This window comes from Aeromonas sp. BIGb0405 (genome assembly GCF_024807335.1).
Taxonomy (GTDB): domain Bacteria; phylum Pseudomonadota; class Gammaproteobacteria; order Enterobacterales; family Aeromonadaceae; genus Aeromonas; species Aeromonas rivuli.
On record NZ_JANUEP010000001.1, the window covers coordinates 875349 to 892353 of the forward strand.

The 17005-nt window shown below is 58.1% G+C and carries 18 protein-coding genes; 5 read left to right on the top strand and 13 right to left on the bottom strand.

Annotation, left to right across the window (positions count from 1 at the left end; genetic code table 11):
• Nucleotides 1–15 precede the first annotated feature (15 nt).
• Complete coding sequence (rlmE, locus tag M2366_RS04075) at nt 16–645, bottom strand: 23S rRNA (uridine(2552)-2'-O)-methyltransferase RlmE (RefSeq protein ID WP_042041317.1); 630 nt, start codon at nt 643–645, stop codon at nt 16–18.
• A gap of 98 nt (nt 646–743) precedes the next feature.
• On the opposite strand from rlmE, the gene yhbY reads away from it, so the two are divergent.
• Nucleotides 744–1040, top strand: a complete 297-nt coding sequence (gene yhbY, locus M2366_RS04080) for a ribosome assembly RNA-binding protein YhbY (protein WP_005903964.1) — start codon at nt 744–746, stop codon at nt 1038–1040.
• Nucleotides 1041–1140: 100 nt separating this feature from the next.
• On the top strand, nt 1141–1740 hold the full coding sequence (locus M2366_RS04085; RefSeq protein ID WP_259269022.1) for a PilZ domain-containing protein: 600 nt from the start codon (nt 1141–1143) through the stop codon (nt 1738–1740).
• A gap of 60 nt (nt 1741–1800) precedes the next feature.
• Here the strand turns inward: M2366_RS04085 and greA are convergent, their stop codons facing one another.
• The 3 genes from greA to pomA form a co-directional block, all read right to left on the bottom strand.
• The gene (greA, locus tag M2366_RS04090; RefSeq protein ID WP_005903968.1) at nt 1801–2277 is read right to left on the bottom strand and encodes a transcription elongation factor GreA; all 477 of its coding nucleotides are present in this window, start codon (nt 2275–2277) and stop codon (nt 1801–1803) included.
• 141 nt (nt 2278–2418) lie between these two features.
• Nucleotides 2419–3324, bottom strand: a complete 906-nt coding sequence (locus M2366_RS04095; RefSeq protein WP_259269023.1) for a flagellar motor protein MotB — start codon at nt 3322–3324, stop codon at nt 2419–2421.
• Nucleotides 3325–3332: 8 nt separating this feature from the next.
• The gene (gene pomA / locus M2366_RS04100; protein WP_042041313.1) at nt 3333–4091 is read right to left on the bottom strand and encodes a flagellar motor protein PomA; all 759 of its coding nucleotides are present in this window, start codon (nt 4089–4091) and stop codon (nt 3333–3335) included.
• A 216-nt stretch (nt 4092–4307) separates the two neighbouring features.
• Between pomA and xseB the strand changes: the two genes are divergently transcribed.
• The 3 genes from xseB to dxs are packed head-to-tail and all read left to right on the top strand — an operon-like array spanning nt 4308 to nt 7337.
• Entirely contained in the window at nt 4308–4556 is a 249-nt protein-coding gene (gene xseB / locus M2366_RS04105) for an exodeoxyribonuclease VII small subunit (protein ID WP_042041532.1), read from the top strand.
• A 3-nt stretch (nt 4557–4559) separates the two neighbouring features.
• On the top strand, nt 4560–5450 hold the full coding sequence (gene ispA / locus M2366_RS04110) for a (2E,6E)-farnesyl diphosphate synthase (RefSeq protein WP_224432307.1): 891 nt from the start codon (nt 4560–4562) through the stop codon (nt 5448–5450).
• Nucleotides 5451–5471: 21 nt separating this feature from the next.
• Entirely contained in the window at nt 5472–7337 is a 1866-nt protein-coding gene (gene dxs / locus M2366_RS04115; protein WP_259269024.1) for a 1-deoxy-D-xylulose-5-phosphate synthase, read from the top strand.
• Between the two features lie 68 nt (nt 7338–7405).
• Here dxs and M2366_RS04120 read toward each other — a convergent pair whose 3' ends face one another.
• From M2366_RS04120 to ribBA, 9 genes are all read right to left on the bottom strand, one after another.
• On the bottom strand, nt 7406–8347 hold the full coding sequence (locus M2366_RS04120; protein WP_042041310.1) for an ABC transporter permease: 942 nt from the start codon (nt 8345–8347) through the stop codon (nt 7406–7408).
• 2 nt (nt 8348–8349) lie between these two features.
• Nucleotides 8350–9324 carry an ABC transporter permease gene (locus M2366_RS04125; RefSeq protein WP_042041309.1) on the bottom strand — a complete coding sequence of 325 codons (975 nt, stop codon included), beginning with the start codon at nt 9322–9324 and terminating at the stop codon, nt 8350–8352.
• Between the two features lie 100 nt (nt 9325–9424).
• On the bottom strand, nt 9425–10981 hold the full coding sequence (locus tag M2366_RS04130) for an ABC transporter substrate-binding protein (protein WP_224432305.1): 1557 nt from the start codon (nt 10979–10981) through the stop codon (nt 9425–9427).
• Between the two features lie 69 nt (nt 10982–11050).
• Nucleotides 11051–12772, bottom strand: a complete 1722-nt coding sequence (locus tag M2366_RS04135) for an ABC transporter ATP-binding protein (RefSeq protein WP_042041307.1) — start codon at nt 12770–12772, stop codon at nt 11051–11053.
• A 487-nt stretch (nt 12773–13259) separates the two neighbouring features.
• On the bottom strand, nt 13260–13742 hold the full coding sequence (locus M2366_RS04140) for a phosphatidylglycerophosphatase A (RefSeq protein ID WP_042041306.1): 483 nt from the start codon (nt 13740–13742) through the stop codon (nt 13260–13262).
• 57 nt (nt 13743–13799) lie between these two features.
• Entirely contained in the window at nt 13800–14759 is a 960-nt protein-coding gene (gene thiL / locus M2366_RS04145) for a thiamine-phosphate kinase (protein ID WP_224432303.1), read from the bottom strand.
• A 55-nt stretch (nt 14760–14814) separates the two neighbouring features.
• Nucleotides 14815–15228, bottom strand: coding sequence for a transcription antitermination factor NusB (gene nusB / locus M2366_RS04150; protein ID WP_042018200.1), 414 nt, complete (start codon nt 15226–15228; stop codon nt 14815–14817).
• 11 nt (nt 15229–15239) lie between these two features.
• A complete protein-coding gene (gene ribE / locus M2366_RS04155; protein WP_259269025.1) occupies nt 15240–15704 on the bottom strand; it encodes a 6,7-dimethyl-8-ribityllumazine synthase in 465 nt (154 codons plus the stop codon).
• Between the two features lie 132 nt (nt 15705–15836).
• Nucleotides 15837–16946, bottom strand: coding sequence for a bifunctional 3,4-dihydroxy-2-butanone-4-phosphate synthase/GTP cyclohydrolase II (gene ribBA / locus M2366_RS04160; protein WP_259269026.1), 1110 nt, complete (start codon nt 16944–16946; stop codon nt 15837–15839).
• Nucleotides 16947–17005: the final 59 nt, after the last annotated feature.

Sequence of the window (17005 nt, forward strand, 5' to 3'; positions counted from 1 at the left end):
CTAAAAGGTAGGGTACTACAGTTTAAAACCGGTAGCCACAATGTACACTTCGCGCGAGCGGGCTCTTGATGAGTCCGGCTTGCGTATCTTGACTGCTGTAAAAAGTTGTCGTATTTCATTGAGATAGATATCAAATCCCTCTCCCTGGAACACCTTGGCCACGAAACTGCCATTCGCGCGCAGCACCTGGTTGCACATGTCCAGCGCCAGCTCGACCAGATACATGGCTCGCGCCTGATCCACCTGCTGAGTGCCGCTCATGTTGGGCGCCATGTCAGACATGACCACGTCCACCTTGTCCGGCCCCACCCGCGCCAGCAGCGCAGCCAGGACAGTTTCCTCCCGAAAGTCCCCTTGCAGGAAATCGACACCGGCGATGGAATCCATCGGCAAAATGTCGCATGCGATGACACGTCCATTGTCACCCACCTGATCGATGGCAAACTGGGACCAGCCACCGGGAGCGGCGCCAAGATCCACCACCGTCATGCCAGGCTTGAGCAACTTGTCCTTGTCCTGGATCTCGTCAATCTTGAACACGGCACGAGATCTCAACCCAAGTTTCTGGGCTTTTTTGACGTATTGGTCGTCGAAATGCTCTTTCAACCAGCGCGTTGAACTGGGGGAACGTTTTTTCTGGGTCATGGTGATCGGCTTTAAAAAACCACAAGGGTTATTAGTATTAAGGGCTAAGTGGGGGTAGAATACGCCCCTTTCAACCCTGACTTATGAAGAATTTTGCCATGATGCTCAACAATAAACAGAAACAGTACCTCAAGGGCTTGGCCCACAGCCTGAAACCCGTCGTACTGCTTGGCCAGCACGGCCTGACCGAAGGCGTTCTCGCCGAGATCGATCTCGCACTGGCCCATCACGAGCTGATCAAGGTGAAAGTTGCCGCCGAAGATCGTGAGATGAAGGCGCTGGTGATGGAAGCCATCGTTCGCGAAACTGGCGCCATCAAGGTGCAGAGCATGGGTCATGTGCTGACCATCTATCGCAAGGCCAACGAACCCAAAATCCAACTGCCCCGCAAGTAAGAGAGAGCACTGCTCTCTCCCTCATTCCCCCTCTTCCTAAGTCGCTTGCCAAAGTAGTCGCCGGGGCCTTAACCTGCGATGAATACTTGGAAACGACGCCATGGATCACCAGCAGATACTCACTGACGAAGAACTGACCATGTTGCGGGAGCTGGGGAAAGACCAGGAGTCGGCCGCCGGGCAATCCCTGAGCGGCTATCTGGATACCCCGCTGCTTGGCCTGCTGCAACGAGCCGACATGCTGGCCCTGGAGGCCCGCTTCGCCGGTCATCAGCTCCATTTCCCTCTCTATTTCACCCAAGGTGATGACGGCTTTCTCGAGCCACGCATCGCTGCCCCCGTCATTCAGGAACTCAGCCACGAGCATCCCCGCGCCTGGCGCCTGGATACGGAAGGCTGGCTGCAACACAACGGGGAGGATTATCGGATCACCAGCCTCTCCCTCAATGGTCTCATCGTCCAGCGACTGCCCAGTCATCTAAAGCGAGGGGATGCCATCAGTGCCATCCTGAGGCTGGATGAGTTGGCACCTCTGACGCTCAGTGGCGTCCTGATCCGGGAGGTGCGCGAGCAGCAAACCAGCATAGGCTGGGCCATCAACTTTCAGATGAACGAGACGGATCAGGAGCTGCTGCGTGGCTGGATGTTCCAGCACCACCAGAGCACCTTCACCCAGGCTTATGCGCCGCCCGCGGAGTGAGGCAGACGCACAAATGACAAGAGGGGAGCCAGGCTCCCCTCTTCGCTGTCACGCTGCCTATTACAGGTAGTCGACGCTCAATACTTCATATTCCACATCGCCCGCCGGGGTTTTGACGATGGCGACATCATCCACTTCCTTGCCGATCAGGGCACGGGCTATGGGGGAGTTCACCGAGATGAGGTTCTTTTTAATATCAGCCTCATCGTCACCGACGATGCGATAGGTCACCTCTTCTTCCGTCTCCGACTTGAGCAGATTGACGGTGGCACCGAAGATGACGCGACCATTGTTGGCGATCTTGGTGACATCGATGATCTGGACATTGGAGAGTTTGGCTTCAATTTCCTGAATGCGGCCTTCACAGAAGCCTTGCTGCTCACGGGCGGCATGGTATTCGGCGTTCTCTTTCAAATCACCATGCTCACGGGCATCAGCAATCGCTTCGATAATCTGCGGACGCAGCTCGGTCTTAAGATAATCGAGCTCTTTGCGCAGCTGCTCGGCGCCGCGCACAGTCATCGGAGTAGGATTCATAGTCAAAACCTGAGTTGCTTGAAAATGAGACAGCGGCTATCAAGGGAGAGCCGCTGCCATCGGTTTGGATGAGGCATCTTAATATGAAGTCAGGGGAAAATCCATGGCCCCCCCCAGCCCCACCTTTATCCTCTCTCCGGCTTATTTAACCTCGTTTGGCAGTGCAATCGGCGTCGAAGCGCTCGGCTTGCCTTGCATGATGGCAATCTCGACCCGGCGATTGGTACTGCGGTTCTCGGTCGAGTTATTCGGTACCAGCGGCTGAGAGTCAGCCATGCCTTGCACCACGAGCCGGCTTTGATCGAAACCTGGCACCTTGATCATCTGATGCGCAACCGCCACCGCCCGCTGGGAAGAGAGCTCCCAGTTGGAGTTAAATAGCTCATTCTCGGTCGCGACGTCATCGGTATGACCGGAGACGGTAATCTCCCCCGGCACATCCTTGAGCAGACTGGCGACCCTGCGGATCACCGGCCAGAACTGGGGCTGCAGGAAGGCAGAGCCCGCCGGGAAGGAGGCCTTCTCACGGATGCGAATGATGATCTGCTGGCCGAGGGACTCTATTTCGATGGCGCCATCCTGGATCTGATCCTGAAGCTGCTCCGCCAGCTTCTTGGCCAGCTCATTGGATTGGGCCTGTTGCTGCTGTTGCTCTTGCGCCTGCTCGCTGGTCTTGCCTCCGGTCAGGTTACCCGCATCCTTCTGCTGGCCACCGGACTGATCGGACTCCCCCGGCTGGAACTCCAGCTCGGTCTGGGTCATGTCGATGGTCTGCTGCATGATGGTGTCTATCGGGGTTGGCTCGGGTCGTCCCGGCCTGAACTCCTGGGCGATGACAGAGGTTCCCTTGGGGATATCCTTGACCTCCAATAAATTCTGTACCCCGAAGGCATACTTCATGGAGCCCGCGATCTGCTTGAACTTGAGCACATCCATCTCGGCAAAAGAGAGCAGCAGCACGAAAAAGCACATCAGCAGCGACATCAAGTCGGCGAAGGTACCCATATAGGCTGGCAGGCCGGGAGGAGGACAGTTGCATTTAGACATGGCGACTCCTACTCGGTGCCTGCGTTGCGTTTGGACTGATGCAGGTAGTTTTGCAGCATGGACTGGATCACCCTGGGGTTCTGGCCATCCTGGATCCCCATGATGGCGTCCAGGATCAACGCCCGTGAGAGGCGCTCCTCACCGCTGCGCAACTCCAGCTTGTCGGCAATGGGAATGGCAAACATGTTGGCCTGGATGGCGCCATAGAGGGTGGTCAGCAAGGCAACGGCCATGGCGGGGCCGATGGATTTGGGATCGCTCATGTTCGACAACATGGCAACCAGCCCCACCAGCGTGCCTATCATCCCCATGGCGGGTCCGAGATCGCCGAGGGCCCGAAACACCTTGATGGCGATGACGTGCCTGTCCGAGGTGAGCTCCATGTCTTTCTCCATCACGGCACGCACCACCTCAGCATCATGACCGTCGACCAGCATGTCGATGCCCTTCTTCATAAAGCTATTGGGGATTTCCGCCGCCTCCAATGCCAGGAAGCCCCCCTTGCGCGCCGCATCTGCCAGTTCGACCGCCTTCTGGATCAGATCGTCGATCTTCTCGCTTTTGTGAATGAACGCCTTGCCCGCAATCTTGAAGGCACCGAAGAACTGGCCAACGTTGAACTTCATCATGGCAATGAAGATGGAGCCCAGCACTGTGATACAGACAGAAGGCACATCAACGAACATGCTGAGGGATCCCCCCAGCACCATGCCGTAGATCACCACCGAGAAACCGAGCACTATGCCGATAAGACTACCTAGATCCACGCCGCAACTCCTGTCAGCCGATTCTTGAATTCACTATATTTCATTGAATTTTCTGCTATTGCATCCCGAGCAGCAAGCTCGAAAGTGCGCACTTGACCCCAGTCGCCTTATATATCGGCAGCGGTGGCCAGAGTTTGAGGCAATGACGCTTTCACCCTCCCCCCCAGGGGTCGAGGATGTTAAGATGAGCCGTTTTTTCAATCCTCGAGGATGAACATGGCCGTTAAGAAAATCGACCGACTGAGTTTTGATGCCACCTTGGAAGAGCTGGAAACCATTGTTCATCAACTCGAGCAGGGCGCGCTCCCCCTTGAAGAGGCACTCAAACAGTTCGAGCAGGGTATCCATCTGGTGCGAGCCGGTCAGCAGAAGCTGGAGCAGGCCGAGCAGAAAATCCACATCCTGCTGAGCCAGGCCGATGGCAGCGAGCAAGCTGTTCCCTTCCAACCCGAACAAGGAGCCTGAACCGTGTCGCTGGATAGTTTCTCTCGCCTCCATCGCCAGCGTATCGATGATCGGCTGTCACAACAGCTCGATGCCCTGCCCCCCATGGCGCCGCGTCTGCGCGACGCCATGAAATACGGTCTGCTATTGGGTGGGAAACGGGTGCGCCCCTTCCTGGTCTATGCCGTCGGCGAGATGTTGGCCGTTGAGGCTGATCTGCTCGATGGTCCGGCGGCGGCGGTAGAGTGCATTCACGCCTATTCCCTGCTGCACGACGATCTGCCCGCCATGGATGACGACGATCTGCGTCGTGGTCAACCCACTGTGCACAAGGCGTTCGACGAAGGTACCGCCATCCTGGCGGGAGACGCCCTGCAAACCCTGGCGTTCTCTATCCTGGCAGACCACCCCATGCCTGGCGCATTGATGGCAAACCGGGTCCGAATGCTCAGTACCCTGGCCCGCGCCTCGGGCTATCTGGGGATGTGCGGTGGCCAGGCACTCGACCTGCAAGCCGAAGGTCGGCAGATAAGCTTGACCGAACTCGAGCAGGTACATCGCCACAAGACCGGGGCGCTCATCGAATGCGCCGTCACCCTGGGGGCCCTGTGCAAGGCTGATATCGATGCACAGACCCTGAGTGCGCTGCAAGCGTATGCCGCCGCCATCGGTCTCGCCTTCCAGGTGCAAGACGACATACTGGACATCACCGGGGATACCGCCACCCTAGGCAAGCCTCAGGGCTCGGATCTGGCACTGGCCAAGAGCACCTACCCGGCGCTGCTCGGCCTGGAGCAGGCCCGTGAGCTGGCTCGCGAACTGCACGGCAAAGCCTTAACAGCCCTGCGCCCTTTGCCCTACAATACCGATATTCTGGAAGCGTTTGCCGATTACATCATCGAGCGAACCCACTGAACGCTGGATAACAGTAACAATATGAGCGTTGATATAAGCAAGTTCCCCAACCTGGCCCTCGCTGACACCCCGGTTGAGTTAAGATCCCTGCCCAAGGAGCGCCTGCCCGTCCTGTGCAACGAGTTACGTGAGTACTTGCTGCGCTCGGTGAGCCGTTCCAGCGGGCACTTCGCCTCTGGTCTTGGCACGGTCGAGCTGACGGTCGCCCTGCATTACGTCTACAACACCCCCTTCGATCGGCTGGTGTGGGACGTGGGCCATCAAGCCTATCCCCACAAGATTTTGACCGGGCGGCGCGAGCGCATTCATAGCATTCGCAAGAAGGATGGTCTGCACCCCTTCCCCTGGCGCGGCGAGAGCGAATATGACGTGCTCTCGGTCGGCCACTCCAGCACCTCCATCGGCGCTGCGCTCGGCATGGCCGTCGCCGCCGAAAGCGAAGGATTGGGCCGCAAGGTAGTGGCGGTGATCGGCGATGGCGCCATCACTGCCGGCATGGCCTTCGAGGCACTCAATCATGCAGGGGACGTCCACAAGGACATGTTGGTGGTGCTCAATGACAACGAGATGTCTATCTCGGAAAACGTCGGCGCGCTGAATAATCACCTCGCCCGCATCATGTCAGGCAAGCTCTACACCACCATTCGCGAAGGGGGCAAGAAGGTGTTGTCCGGCCTGCCTCCCGTCAAGGAACTGGCCAGGCGCGCAGAGGAGCACCTCAAGGGCATGGTGGTGCCAGGCACCCTGTTTGAAGAGTTCGGTTTCAATTACATAGGTCCCATCGACGGCCACGATATCGATGCCCTGGTCGAGACCCTGCGCAACATGCGCAACCTCAAGGGTCCCCAGCTGCTGCACATCAAAACCAAGAAGGGCAAGGGCTACGAGCCTGCCGAGAAGGATCCTATCGGTTATCACGCCGTGCCCAAGTTCAACCCGGACGAATGGGCACTGCCCAAGTCGACCCCGGGCAAACCGAGCTTCTCGGCTATCTTCGGCCAGTGGCTGTGCGACATGGCCGCCGCAGATGAACGTCTGGTCGGCATTACCCCCGCCATGCGCGAAGGTTCAGGGTTGGTCAAATTCAGCCAGCAGTACCCCAACCGCTACTTCGATGTGGCCATCGCCGAACAGCATGCAGTGACCTTCGCCGCCGGGCTCGCCATCTCGGGCCAGAAACCCGTGGTCGCCATCTACTCCAGCTTCCTGCAACGGGCCTATGACCAGCTGATCCACGACGTGGCCCTGCAAGAGCTGCCGGTGCTGTTCGCCATCGACCGCGCCGGTCTGGTCGGTGCCGACGGCCCCACTCATCAGGGCGCGTTTGACATCAGCTTCCTGCGCACCGTGCCGAACATGGTCGTCATGACCCCGTCCGATGAGAACGAGTGCCGCCAGATGCTCTACACCGGCTATCAGTGCAACCAGCCTGCGGCGGTGCGCTATCCGCGCGGCAGTGGCTGTGGCATCGAGGTTCAGACCGAGATGCAGGCATTGGCGCTGGGCAAGGGTCGCATCCTTCGCGACGGCAAGGGGCTCGCCATCTTGGCGTTTGGCACCCTGCTCCATCAGGCCAAGGCCGCCGCCGAGGCGCTGGACGCCACCCTGGTGGACATGCGCTTCGTCAAACCCATGGATGAGGCCCTGGTGCTCTCCCTGGCTGCCAGCCACCATGAGTTCGTCACCATAGAGGACAACGCCATCATGGGCGGGGCCGGCTCTGCGGTGAACGAGCTGCTGATGCGGACCAGGCAGTGCAAACCGGTACTCAATCTTGGCCTGCCCGACCGCTTTATCGAACAGGGCACCCAGGAGGAGATCTACGCCATGCTGGGTCTCGACAGTGCAGGCATCCTGGCCAGCATCCAGGCCTGGCAGCAGGCCTGATGAGATGACCTGCGAGCAATAGAGAAGGGCGCCTTATGGCGCCCTTCTTGTCTTACCGCTAACCCGAGTTAACCCTTGTAGATTTTCGGGTTAAACACATCCCGCAGCCAGTCACCCAGCAGGTTGATGACCAGCACCAGCACCACCAGACAGATGCCTGGGAAGGCGGTGATCCACCAGGAGCCGGAGAAGATGTAGTTGAAACCGACACTGATGAGCGACCCCAGGGAGGGCTGATCCACCGGCATGCCGAGCCCCAGGAAGGAGAGCGCCGCCTCACTCATGATGGCATTCGCAACCTGTACGGTAGAGATGACCAGGATGGGCGACAGGCAGTTTGGCAGTATGTGACGGAACATGATGCGCGGGGCACGGAATCCCATCACCTGGGCAGATTCCACATACTCTTTCTTCTTCTCCGCCAGCACGGAGGCGCGTACCGTCCGGGCATATTGCGGCCACTCGGCGATGCCGATGATCACCACCAACATGATGATGGCGAACTCGGCATAGAGTTCGGAGCCAAAACTTGCCTGGAAGATGGCAGAGATGATGATGGCCACCATCATGGTGGAGAATGACAACTGCACATCGGCGAAGCGCATCAGCAGGCTGTCGATACGGCCACCGTAATAGCCGGCGATGAGGCCGATGACGATGCCCAGCACCAGTTGCAGACCCACCGCGAACAGACCTATGGTCAGCGAGATACGGGCGCCATACAAAATGGTGCTCCAGATATCCCGTCCCTGGTTATCGGTGCCCAGCCAAAAACGTATGTCTCCCCCTTCCAGCCAGGAGGGCGGCAGCTCGGCATCCATCAGGTCGAAGCTGGTCAGATCGTAGACATTGTGCGGCGCCAGCCAGGGTGCCAGCAAGGCGGCCAACACGAATGCCACGAAGATGGCAAAACTGAACATGGCTACTTTATCGCGCAGGAAATAGTAGACGATGTCGGAATTTTTAAAACGCGCCCAGCGGCTTGGGCTTGCAGTCACAGCGTTAGTCATGCTTACCCCTTGGCAGTCAGGTTAACGGTCGGGTTGATGAACCCGTAGAGCAGGTCGACCAGGGTATTGGTCACCACGAAGATAAGACCCACGAAGATGACATAGGCAGTGATCAGCGGGGTATCGACCCGGTGGATGGCTTCCAGGAACAGGAAACCTGTCCCGGGCCACTGGAACACGCTCTCGGTCAAGATGGTATAGGCCACCATGGTACCGATCTGCACGCCGCCGACGGTGATCACCGGCAGCATGGTGTTCTTCAGGGCATGCTGGTAGTAGACCTTGTTGTTATCCAACCCCTTGGCACGGGCAAACTTCACGTACTCGGAAGAGAGCTGCTCCAGCATTTCGGAGCGCACCAGCCGGATAAACAGCGGCAGCATGATGGAAGAGAGCGACACCGCGGGCAGGATCAGGTGCAAGATGCCGTCCCAGGTGAAGAAACCGGATTCCCAACCCAGCAGGTTATAGGTCTCGCCACGGCCATAGGCGGGCAACCAGCCAAGTTGGATAGAGAAGAGGTACATCAGCATGATAGCGGTCAAGAACACAGGAATTGAGATGCCTATGCTGCTCACTGCCATGATGATTTTGGTCATTATGCTGCGCGGGCGGATAGCGGAATAAACGCCGAGCGGAATAGAGACCACGACTATGATGAGGGCCGCCCCGAACACCAGTTCGAGTGTCGCAACCAGCTTGTCGAGTATGACTTCGAGGGCCGGACGTTTGAAGAAATAGGACGTGCCCAGATCTCCTTGCAGCGCATTTTTCAAGAAGCGACTGTACTTCACCAGGAAGGGATCGTTGAGCCCCATCTGATCGCGCAACACCTGACGCTGAGCCTCGGAGACAGATTGTCCCACCAACTCACGCAGGGGATCCCCCAGATTGTCCTGGATGGAGAAGGCGACCAGGCTGATGACGAACATCACTATCACGGCCTGATAGAACCGTTTCAGCAGGAATGTAAACATGCTTGTCCTTGACTCTGGCCGATGTCTTGGCACCGGCTTCTGTTAATGGCGGGGGCCACTGTTGCCAGTGATGCCCCCGCCGGTCCTTCTTATGACGCTATTACTTGCCTACGACCAGGTCGCCAAAGTACGGGAAGTTCATCACGTTGACGATGGGCTTGATGTCGGCATTTTTCTTGGCACCGTAGGCCAGGTTTTCCCAATGCAAGGGCACATAGGCGGCATCGTCGATCAGCATGGCTTCGACTTTCTGCAGCATGGCACTGCGCTTGGCCGGGTCAGTTTCGGTGTTGGCTTCCATCACCATCTTGTCAGCTTCTGGGTTGGCGTAGCCACCACAGTTGTACTGGCCCATGCCAGTCTCGGCGCTCTTGGTGAAGGTCAGGAACTCGAAGAAGTTGGCGGTATCTTCGGTGTCTGAGTGCCAGCCGATCAGCTGCATGTCAGCGGCACACTTGTCAAACTCTGGCCAGTACTGAGCCACCGGCATGGTCTTCAGGTCAACCTTGATGTTGATCTTGGAGAGCATGGCGGAGACTGCCTGGGCAATTTTGACATCGTTGACATAACGGGCGGCCGGGGAGATGAAGCTCATCTTGAAGCCCTGCTCGTAACCGGCTTCCTTCATCAGCGCCTTGGCCTTGGTCAAATCATACTGAGGCACCAGGGCTTCGTTGTGACCGGCGTAGCCTTTCGGGCTCAGCTGGCCAGCGGGAGTACCGAAGCCTTTGTTGATCTTCTCGACGATGCCCACCTGGTTGATGGCGTAGTTGATGGCCTGACGCACACGCTTGTCTTTCAGGGCCGGGTTGGTGGCCTGGTTCAGCTCGATGATGATGGCGCGGGTACCGGACAGGGTCACCAGCTGGGTGTCCTTGCCTTTCTGGACGCGTTCCAGATCGTTCGGGGCGACCGGGTAGATGACATCAACGTCACCGCCGAGCAGGGCAGCGACACGGGTCGCATCTTCCTTGATCGGCACCAGGGTCAGATTCTGAACGTTACCCTTGGAGGCTTTGTCCCAGTAGTTGGCGTTGCGGGTGTATTCCAGCTTGACACCCTGCTCGCGGAACTTGACGCTGAACGGGCCAGTACCGGAAACATGGGTAGAGGCATAGGAGCTGCCATTCTTGACGATCTCGGCCTTGTCTTTACCGTTCTCATCCTTGCCGGTATAGAACTTGGAGTCCATCGGGAAGATGTAGGTCACTGTCTGCAGTACCAAGGGGAATGGCTTGGCCGTGATCAGATCGACGGTGTAGTCATCCACTTTCTTCACTTCGGCGATAGGGTCGAAGATGGCCTTGAAATCGACAGAGGCTTTCAGACGGTTGACGGTCCACACCACATCATCGGCGGTGAAGTCGTTGCCGGAGTGGAACTTGACGCCCTTGCGCAGGTGGAAACGGACCGTCTTGTCATCGATACGTTCAAATTTCTCGGCCAGACGCGGCTCGAACTGCAGATCCTGGGTGTAACGCATCAAGGGATCGAACACCAGGTGAGACATCTCCAGGGTCTGACCGGAGAGCTGCTCCTGGGGATCCAGCGAGGTCGGATCCGAGGCCACGGCAACCTTGATATCGGCGGCAGAGACATTGAAGGCCAAACCGGCCGCAAACAATGCCATTGCAATCTTGGATAATCCTTTCTTCATGTCTTTCTCCATGCTGTTAGCTTTTTATTGACACTCTTTTTCACAAAAAACCGGCAGGCCGGTGCTTTCCTAGCTTGCGATTTCCAGCCCCTCGCGGGACATTCCCTTAAATTCCGGCATGAGGGAGATCAGCTTGCGGCTGTACTCATGCTCGGCATTGGTAAAGAGTTTTTCCGTCTCGGCCACCTCGACCAGATGACCATGTTTCATCACCCCGATGCGATCGCACATCTGGCGGATAACCGGCAGATCATGGCTGATAAACAGCATGGTGAGGCCGAGCTCTTTTTGCAGATCCTTGAGCAAATTGAGTATCTGTGCCTGAACCGAGACATCCAGCGCCGAGGTAGGCTCGTCGCAGATCAGGAAACGGGGCCGGGTCGCCAGGGCGCGAGCGATAGAGATGCGCTGGCGCTGGCCGCCGGAGAACTCGTGGGGGTACTTGACCCCGGCGCCCCGACCAAGGCCGACATGATCGAGCAGATCGCTGACGATGCCGTCGATCTGATTCTCCTCGGCCAGTCGGTGGAAACGGATGGGCTCGGAGATGATGTCACGGACCTTCATGCGCGGATTCATCGAGGAGTAAGGGTTCTGGAACACCATCTGCATCTGGCGGCGCAGCGGACGACGCTCGCTCTCGTGCTTGATGGCGGTGAGATCTATCCCCTCGAACACTATCTTGCCGCTGTCAGGCGGATAGAGACCGGTGATGGCACGGGCTATGGTGGACTTGCCGGAGCCAGACTCCCCCACCAGACCGAAGGTCTCCCCTTCGAAGATCTCGAAGTTGATATTGTTGCAAGCCTGCACGTATTCACGGCGGCTCGGGAAGAAGGAGTCCTTGGTGACGAACTTCAGATCCACCTGCTCGACCCGCAACAGGGCGCCTTCATAGGCACGCTGATCCTGACTCTGGCCGAGCCAGTGGGTCTTGAGGTCGATGCTGGTATCGGGCGCACTGGCATCTTCGATGTACGAGACCAGCGGGAAGCGCACCAGCTTCACGTCGGAGCGGGGCACCGCCGAGATGAGGCTGCGGGTATAGGGGTGATTCGGGGCCCCCAGTACCTGCTCGGTAGTGCCGAATTCCACCAGATCACCGCGATACATGACCGCCACCTTGTCGGTGACGTTGGAGACCACGCCCATGTCATGGGTGACCAGCATGCAGCCCACGTCCCGCTCCTTGCAGAGGGTGCGGATGAGTTGCAGGATCTGATCCTGGATGGAGACGTCCAGCGCCGTGGTCGGCTCATCGGCGATGATGAGCTCGGGATCGCAGGAGAGTGCGATGGCGATGACCACCCGCTGACGCATGCCACCGGAAAACTGATGGGGATACTGCTTGATGCGCAGCTCCGGGCTCGGGATCCCGACCGCCGTCATCAGCTCGAGGGCCTTGGCGACCGCCTGACTGTGGTTGAGCTCGGTATTGGCGAGTATGGTCTCAACCAGCTGATGCTCCACGGTAAACAGCGGATTCAGCGAGGTCATGGGATCCTGGAAGATGAAACCGATGCGGGAGCCACGAATGGCCCGCATCTCGTTCTGACTCTTGCCGGAGATGAGTTCGCCATTGAGATAGATATCCCCCCGGGCGATATGGCCCGGTGGACTCAGCAAATCGATCACCGCATTGCCGATGGTGGATTTGCCAGCGCCGGACTCACCCACGACGCCAACGACCTCACCCTTCTCGACACAGAAAGAGAGATCCTTCACCGCGGCCAGTACCCCGTAGCGGGAGGGATACTCAATCCGCAAGTTTTTAACTTCTAGCAAGGACATATTTACCTCTGCGGGGGACATCCGTCCCAAATAATTCTTCCGTAAATCAGCCGCAGATGCCGGTTTGTACCTTGGGCAAAGAGTGCTCAATCCATGAGGCAGGGAAACCAGCGATCCGGGCGGGTTTTTTGCATTTTTTTGGAATAACCCGCCAGTAACTTAGACGCTTTGGCCGAAAGAGTAAATGATCTGGATATACAATTTCGCAATACTTTGCGGTGCGTCATGGTGTATCACCAGCTATAAATCGTGATCTATTACGCAAAAAGCAGCTGATTAAACTAATTATTGCCTATATAAACAAAGTTGATATGACACAATCTATTAACAAGCAGCATAAGTGACTAACGAAGTGATAGTGGGAAGTGTCGAGTGAGTAGTGAATATTTATGTGAAATGTTTTTTTGACGGCAGCATCTGCCAGTGAATGAAAACCAAACAGTCATATATAAGGAGGGCGCCTCAGGGGCGCCCTCCTTCATCCGGCTCAAATCAGCCAGATGGCCAGTAATTGCATACAAAGCAGGGCAAACAGGCCCGCGATGACATCATCGAGCATGATGCCGATCCCCCCATGAATGCGGCGATCGAACCAGCTGATGGGCCAGGGTTTGAGCACATCAAACAGCCGGAACAGCAGGAAACCCGCCAGGATCCAGCACCAGCCCGCTGGCGCCGCTATCATGGTGATGCCAAAGCCAATCACCTCGTCCCAGACGATGCCGCCATGGTCATCCATGCCGATGGCATCGGTGGCGCTCTGGCAGATAGAGATGCCAGCCACGAAGCCCAGCACCAACAGGGCGATAAACCAGGGCGTAGAGAGGCCACTCACCAGCAGATAGAGTGGAATGGCGACCAGTGTCCCCATGGTGCCAGGTGCCTTGGGAGAGAGACCTGCGCCAAACCCCACCGCCAGCAGATGGAGCGGATTTCTCAGGTTCAGTCTCTTAAGCTCGGGTTTGATCATGTGAGGAATCCCTCCTTTCAATTGCATCATGCAGATAATCCCAGCCTTGCCAAGGCATCACGCGAAGTGATCCCAGCCTTTTAGATCTAGTTCGACCGCTTGCTCTGCGCGCACATAATCGATGCCCGGTTCACCGGCCAGGATGCGGCCGATACGGCTGAACTTGACCCCACTGTGAGCCAGGGCGGTATCCAGGGCCCCTCGATGCTCTTCCGGCACGGTGAAGCAGAGTTCGTAATCATCACCCCCCGCCAGCGCCAACTGCCAGGCATCTTCCGGGAAGACGGCATCTTGCATGACGGGCGAGAGCGGCAGCAGATCCAAGTCAATCTGGGCCCTGACCCCGGATGCTTTCAAGATGTGGCCCAGATCCGACGCCAGACCATCGGAGAGATCCAGGGCACTGCCCGCCAGTCCCCGCAATGCCTGACCTGCCAGAATGCGTGGATGGGGATGATCGAGGCGCGGCAGCACCGCGGCCAGCTGGTTCTCGTTGAGCACCCGTTTGCCGAGCAGATGAGAGAGCGCCAGGGCCGCATCCCCGAGGGTGCCGGTGACATAGATGCCATCCCCCGCCTTGGCGCCACTGCGCAGCAGGGCGCGGCCGGTCGGCACAGAGCCTTTGACCGAGACGGTGATGGAGAGCGGCCCGCGGGTCATGTCTCCCCCCACCAGGGCCACGTTGTAATATTCGGCGAGTTCGAGGAAGCCCTCGGCAAACCCCGCGACCCACTGCTCGTTGATGGCTGGCAGGGTCAGCGCCAGGGAGACCCAGCGCGGCTCGGCGCCCATGGCGGCGAGATCGGACAGATTGACCGCCAACGCCTTGTAGCCGAGATCCACCGGATCCATGTCGGGAAAGAAGTGCACGCCACTCACCAGGGTATCGGTGCTCACCGCCAGTTGGGTATCGGCGGGCAGGGTCAGCAGGGCACAGTCATCTCCGGGGCCCATCACCACATCCTTGCGGGCGTGAGGGACCTTGAAGTACTTCTCTATCAGCTCAAATTCACCCATACAGTAAAAAGCCAGCGGTTAGGCTGGCTCCTCTCTTAATGCTGTGGAACAGGGATTAACGCTTGCTCAACGTCTTGATGACCTTGTCCAGGACGCCGTTGACAAACTTGTGGCTGTCATCGGCGGCAAACGCCTTGGCCAGCTCGATCGCCTCGTTGATCACCACCCGTGGCGGCACATCATCACGACGAGTCAGCTCATAGGTCGCCAGGCGCAGGATTGCCTTGTCCACCATGTCCACTTCTTCCAGCGGACGGGAGAGGAAAGGTGCAAACACCTTGTCCAGCTCGTTGCAATGCAGGGCAACCCCGAACAGCAAGTCACGGAAATAGCTCAGATCCACCCCTTTGGTGTCCTGATCTATCTTGAACTGCTCTTCGATGTCACCTACGTTTGCCTTGGTCATCTGCCACTGGTAGATGGCCTGAGTGGCGCAATGGCGGGCCTTACGGCGCTCGGACGGTTTCAATGTATTATTCCTTAAAGCTGTTTCAGGACGTTGATCATTTCGAGCGCACTCAATGCAGCCTCTGCACCCTTGTTACCCGCCTTGGTACCGGCGCGCTCGATGGCTTGTTCTATGTTCTCAGTGGTCAATACGCCAAAGGCGACGGGGATTTCATACTCCATCATCACCTGGGCCATGCCCTTGCTGCTCTCGCTGGCCACCAGTTCGAAGTGGTAAGTGCCACCGCGAATGACGGTGCCCAGGGCAACGATGGCGTCGTAGTTGCCACTCTTGGCCAGCTTCTTGATAGCCAGCGGAATTTCGACGGCACCCGGCACACGCACCAGGGTGAGATTGCTTTCTTGCACCTGACCTTGACGCTTCAATACGTCAACGGCGCCATCGATCAGGCTCTCGTTGATGAAGCTGTTGAAACGGGCAACGACAATTGCAACGCGCGCCTCGGGGGCGGCGATATTCCCTTCGATAACCTTCATTGGCAATCCTGTAGCTGTGCAGTCAAATGTGGCCGGGGTCAAAAGTGCGCACAGTCTAGCACAACAGACCCTCGACAAAAACCATGCCCGCATGGCGGGCATGAGTTTACATATTCAAAATCGGAGTCTCGTTTACTCGCCGACGTATTCGACCACTTCCAGGCCGAAACCGCCGAGGGCATGGTATTTCTTCGGCGAGCTAAGCAGACGCATCTTGCCGACCCCGAGCGCCTTGAGGATCTGGGAACCGACGCCGACCCGGCGCGAGGTGCCCTGCCACTTGGCCCCTTCCGGCGCCAGCCCTTTATCCGTGGCCTCGAATCCCTTGACCCGCGCCAGCAGCTCATTGCCATCGGCTTCCGCCCCCAGGATCACCAGCACACCGCCCTCGGCCGCGATACGGGCCATGGATTTGGGCAAAGGCCAGCTACGGGCGCTGTGGCGATCGGTCAGCAGCAGATCGCTCAGCACATCGTGCAGATGGACCCGCACCAGAGTGGGCTGGTCAGCCTTGACCTCCCCTTTCTTGAGGGCGAAGTGCACCTGGTTGTCTATGGTGTCGCGGAAGGTGACCAGATCAAATTCACCGAACTCGGTGGGCAGCTTGCACTCGGCCACCTTCTCCACCGTGGTCTCGTGCTGGTTGCGATACTCGATGAGGTCGGCGATGGTGCCGAGCTTGATGCCGTGCTGCTCGGCGAAGATCTCAAGGTCGGGACGACGGGCCATGCTGCCATCTTCGTTGAGGATCTCGACGATGACCGAAGCCGCCTCAAAGCCCGCAAGGCGAGCCAGATCGCAACCTGCCTCGGTGTGACCGGCACGGGTCAGCACGCCGCCATCCTGCGCCATCAACGGGAAGATGTGACCCGGCTGCACCAGATCGGCGGCCTTGGCATCGGGGGCCACGGCGGCCAGCACGGTCACGGCGCGATCGGCGGCGGAGATGCCGGTCGTCACCCCTTCGGCCGCTTCTATGGTCACGGTGAACGCGGTGGAGAACTGGGCGTTGTTGCGGTCTACCATGAGCGGCAGCGCCAGCTGTTTGCAGCGATCCCGGGTCAGGGTCAGACAGATGAGGCCACGGCCGTAGCGGGCCATGAAGTTGATGTCCTCGGGGCGCACGCAGGAGGCCGCCATGATGAGGTCCCCTTCATTCTCCCTGTCTTCGTCATCCATCAGGATAACCATCTTGCCAGCCTTGATATCGGCAATGATTTCCTGGGTTGTGCTCAGCGCCATGGGCTACTCCGTCAAAGGTGATAAAAGCATAAAGACTAGATGGGGGCAGCTGGCCCCGT

What these genes read in the sequence shown, in the direction of transcription:
- rlmE (WP_042041317.1), bottom strand. Translation starts at nt 645, where the DNA reads ATGACCCAGAAAAAACGTTCCCCCAGTTCAACGCGCTGGTTGAAAGAG.
- yhbY (WP_005903964.1), top strand. Translation starts at nt 744, where the DNA reads ATGATGCTCAACAATAAACAGAAACAGTACCTCAAGGGCTTGGCCCAC.
- M2366_RS04085 (WP_259269022.1), top strand. Translation starts at nt 1,141, where the DNA reads ATGGATCACCAGCAGATACTCACTGACGAAGAACTGACCATGTTGCGG.
- greA (WP_005903968.1), bottom strand. Translation starts at nt 2,277, where the DNA reads ATGAATCCTACTCCGATGACTGTGCGCGGCGCCGAGCAGCTGCGCAAA.
- M2366_RS04095 (WP_259269023.1), bottom strand. Translation starts at nt 3,324, where the DNA reads ATGTCTAAATGCAACTGTCCTCCTCCCGGCCTGCCAGCCTATATGGGT.
- xseB (WP_042041532.1), top strand. Translation starts at nt 4,308, where the DNA reads ATGGCCGTTAAGAAAATCGACCGACTGAGTTTTGATGCCACCTTGGAA.
- dxs (WP_259269024.1), top strand. Translation starts at nt 5,472, where the DNA reads ATGAGCGTTGATATAAGCAAGTTCCCCAACCTGGCCCTCGCTGACACC.
- M2366_RS04120 (WP_042041310.1), bottom strand. Translation starts at nt 8,347, where the DNA reads ATGACTAACGCTGTGACTGCAAGCCCAAGCCGCTGGGCGCGTTTTAAA.
- M2366_RS04125 (WP_042041309.1), bottom strand. Translation starts at nt 9,324, where the DNA reads ATGTTTACATTCCTGCTGAAACGGTTCTATCAGGCCGTGATAGTGATG.
- M2366_RS04130 (WP_224432305.1), bottom strand. Translation starts at nt 10,981, where the DNA reads ATGAAGAAAGGATTATCCAAGATTGCAATGGCATTGTTTGCGGCCGGT.
- M2366_RS04135 (WP_042041307.1), bottom strand. Translation starts at nt 12,772, where the DNA reads ATGTCCTTGCTAGAAGTTAAAAACTTGCGGATTGAGTATCCCTCCCGC.
- M2366_RS04140 (WP_042041306.1), bottom strand. Translation starts at nt 13,742, where the DNA reads ATGATCAAACCCGAGCTTAAGAGACTGAACCTGAGAAATCCGCTCCAT.
- thiL (WP_224432303.1), bottom strand. Translation starts at nt 14,759, where the DNA reads ATGGGTGAATTTGAGCTGATAGAGAAGTACTTCAAGGTCCCTCACGCC.
- ribE (WP_259269025.1), bottom strand. Translation starts at nt 15,704, where the DNA reads ATGAAGGTTATCGAAGGGAATATCGCCGCCCCCGAGGCGCGCGTTGCA.
- ribBA (WP_259269026.1), bottom strand. Translation starts at nt 16,946, where the DNA reads ATGGCGCTGAGCACAACCCAGGAAATCATTGCCGATATCAAGGCTGGC.